The sequence below is a fragment of the Chamaesiphon sp. OTE_75_metabat_556 genome, assembly GCF_031378165.1.
GTDB lineage: Bacteria > Cyanobacteriota > Cyanobacteriia > Cyanobacteriales > Chamaesiphonaceae > Chamaesiphon.
The window spans coordinates 1-3,758 of sequence record NZ_JANNDR010000530.1; the positions used below are offsets into that span (position 1 = coordinate 1).

Annotated in this window: 1 protein-coding gene and 1 pseudogene; both read right to left on the minus strand. The window is 48.1% G+C overall.

Annotated elements, in window-relative coordinates; translation table 11 throughout:
- Positions 1-265 (minus strand): annotated as a pseudogene (locus tag RMO27_RS21020) (hypothetical protein); the annotation flags it as partial.
- 527 nt (positions 266-792) lie between these two features.
- A partial coding sequence (locus RMO27_RS21025) for an alkaline phosphatase D family protein (RefSeq protein ID WP_309736260.1) occupies positions 793-3,758 on the minus strand: 2,966 nt, incomplete at its 5' end.

Consider the following 3,758-nt stretch of genomic DNA (forward strand, 5'->3'; position numbering starts at 1 on the left):
GTGCAAATGTCCCGATCGATACCGACCGAGCGTTGGTATCGATCGAGCTGAAGCGAACTATACTACCAGCGGAAATTGTGCTAGATCCCGTGTTCCACCGAAATGAGGACTCAGTAGTACCAATACTGGTAGCATTCGTAGCTGTCCCATCACTGAAAAATACGTTTTGATTTGGGTCAATATCGATCAGGGAGACAAGCGACCAACCGTCTTCATCGGCATTGAAGGCTGTAAATGCAATACTACCCGTGCTTAAAGTTGCCATAGAGATTGAAGTTTGGAGAATATAGTAGTACACTGGATTCCCTCTAGCAGCAAGCCTGATAATTACTATTAATTTACACTACGAATAAATTCATAAACTACTACTGATCGCCAACAGAACTTATCTAAAAATACTGAGATTTAGTGCAATAGAAAAATCCTAGTCAATTGTTAGTAACAGTTTCAACAATACATAAATGTATCGTCTCATTGCAGCTTCTCGATCAAGAAGCACTCGGTTGAGGATGATAGCAATTTGACCGCAATAGGTATATTTTTGATATTTAGTCCTGGTGAGAATTAAGCAACGTTTAAAAAACTTACGGAAAATCGGGGGTTTTTTTGACAAGATTCACGCTCACAATACACCGCTTAGAATAAGAAATTGCGATCGAATCAATAAGAGATGGTTAAGAACGATTTTAAATGAAACATCAAGATTGTTTAATCTTTGCGATCGTCACGAAACAGCCCCAATTTATCGAAGAAATTGGGTCTGTTAATCGATTAATCGATATCTAGCAATTCCTAGACGAACGCGAAACCATTAGCATTGAGCGTACTCGACTGAATGCCAGTTAATACGGCCAGATCTTTACCGCCAGCGGCAACTAAGGTATCCGTACCCTTTTGAGTCAGAGTCACTTTGCTAAAGTCACTCACGCCAGAGACACCCAAAATCAGTAGCTTGTCGATACCGACTTCAAAGTTAGCAACCGTATTGGTACTAGTAGGGACACCATTGTAAGCTAGATAAAATTTATCCATGCCACTGTCACCATAGAGAGTGCTACCGCCTTTACCAGCGTAGAGAAGATCGTTACCATCGCCACCAGAGAGAAAGTCATTGCTCCCAGCGAATAAGGTATCGTTACCAGCACCACCGTAGAGGCGATTGTCGCCTTGGCCTTGGCTGGCATCGAGAATGTCATTGCCAGCTTCGCCAAATAACCGATCGTTTTTGCCAGCATAGAGTTCGTCGTTGCCGTCACCACCATAGATCCGGTTATCGCTTCCCTTAGATACCGAACCATCAACGATGTCGTTGCCACCATCGGTAAAGACATCCTGTTTGAAAGTCGGGACGATCGTGGTATCGTCACCAGAGGTACCCGCAACAGGCTGGGCGGCAAAACCAGTGGGAGTCACCTCGAACTGACTGACAATCTTGGGTTGACGGCTGGTAATCGCCGTCGGATTGGCTTCGAGTTCGGCACGGCTGTATGCCTCGATGCCATAAGTAGTAACAGTGAGCTTTTGGGTATCTTTATCGATATCGAACTCCGTCCAGCCGTAAGTATTAGTTGCAACGTAATCACCTTGGAGCAACTTAGCATTGATTAAGCCATTGGCTTGGGACAGATTATTATCGAGACCGACCGGATCGTAGCCTAGCGATGTCAAACCGCTGTTGACGATATTTTTGATAAAGGCATCCTTACCAGCATCCGGTAGCGCATCGTATTGAGCCTTTTGAGCTGTTGTTAGCAAGCCAGCCTGAGTCGCTAAATCGGCTACGGTGGGGCCGAAAGGTTTATCGTAAGCCACAGCACCCGTGATGATTTCAAAGGCACTAGTGGCGATTTGCGCCTGACCGGGGGCGGTTTGATAGGTGAGATTGTTGACTAAAGTACCGTGGAAATCAGCAGCAACGAAGACCACGTTGCTAATTTGGTTGTCATTGATGTATTTGAGAATCTCAGTTCGTTCGGCAGCATAACCTTCATAGCGATCGCTAGCTGCCAGAATGCCGATATTTTCGATCGGTTCTGGCAACATGATAAATTTCCAAGTCGTGCCGTTATTTTGGGCGTTGAGCAGATCGGTTTTGAGATCCTGCACCTGCTGTTTGCCCAGCATTGTCCGACTGGAGTCAAAAGACTTGCTCAGGAAGGTGCTGACTTGCGTGGCATCGGCGGTGTTGGTAACTGGAGTGAGTCCGGTATCGCGGAAAGAACGCGCATCGAGGACAAAGGTGGCAGCATCTTTACCGAAAGTATTGTAACGGTAGAGTTTGCGCTCGCCATCAGTCACCGCATCGCTGGGAGTATTGTAGGTAAGATCGCGAACGGGATTATATTCTTGGAAAGCTTGGACGCCGTTGTCAAACAGGGGCGAATCATTAATTAGCCCCGTCTTGGCTCCGTAGAGCGATTGCTGGGCCGCAGTGGATTTGGCCAAATCTTGTCCGCCAACAAAGTCGTTAGTTACTTCATGATCGTCGATCGTGGCGAGGATCGACGTTGAAGCCCGCAGATCGGCAAAAGTATTTTGGCCGTAGCGATTGGTATAGACTTCTGCTTGTTTGGCACGATAATCGGTAAGGGTGGTCGATTGTGATTTCTCGGTGCCATCGGCATTTTTGACAGCCGGGGAAGCGACATCACCGTAGATAGTATCGCCGAGTTCCACAAAGAATTTAAGATTGGCAGTGTCAGCATTACTAACTGCTGGATAGGGAGCCAGTTCGCCGCGCCAGTCACCAGTGACACCAAATTTCAAGCCAGTTTGTTGACCCACGGCTGCCGCCGTACTAAATTTACCCGTCGCCGAAGCACCTGTAGCATCGATCGCGCGATAGAAGTAGTCAGTATTCGCCGCCAATCCCGTCACCTCAACTTTGACTGGTTGCAGCGCACTGCTGACTGTAGCTGTTTTGGTGCCCGCGATCGAACTAAAATCCGCCGTGGTCGAATATTCAAACTTCATCGTCCCCAGCGTTTGGCTGCGCGTCCACAATACTGTCGAAGTTTGAGTAGTATCACCACTAGCAACACCACTGGGAAACGGGTCGGTAATCGGGATCGCTTTACCATCCACCGTTGCAGCAGGCGTCACATCCAAGATTTTTTCGATCGTCGGGGCGATGTCGATATTCTGGACGCTGCCGAGGGGTTGCTTGACGATATCTGGCCCCGCCGCGTAGAAAATAGCTTTCATGTCGGTGAGCGTGGGGTCGTAACCATGCGCGCCATAGAAGTTGGGGACTGACAAGACCGCAGTACTAGCCGTCGCCGGATCGCCTTTGCGAATCACTGGTGTCGATTGCGTCCCATCAAAGTTGTAGCCAGTCTTGAGTAATGCGAAGACATCCCCAGTATCTTGACCGATAAACGTCCCCCGTGCATCAATCACCTCATTAACCGAAGTGGCCGTAGCTGGCACATCGCGATTGTAAACCTTATCAAAAATCCCGACACTCGCCGCCCCATCGGTATAGTTAGGATTGGTATCGACATAACCTTTGAGCGTGGCGATGACCTGTTTTTGCAGGGTCAAATATTCGGAGACTTCCACTTGCGGCACGCCCGCAACAGCCGCTTCCCGCCCTTTGAGGTTGATATAGATATTCACAGCAGGGCCGCTGACGACTGCCCGCACTTTATTGCTATCAAAACCAGCATTTTTGAGCAGATTATTGATGCTGACTGCCGTATGGAAGGATGAGAAACCATGATCGGAAGTGACGATCACATTACTATTGGGCGTCCCAT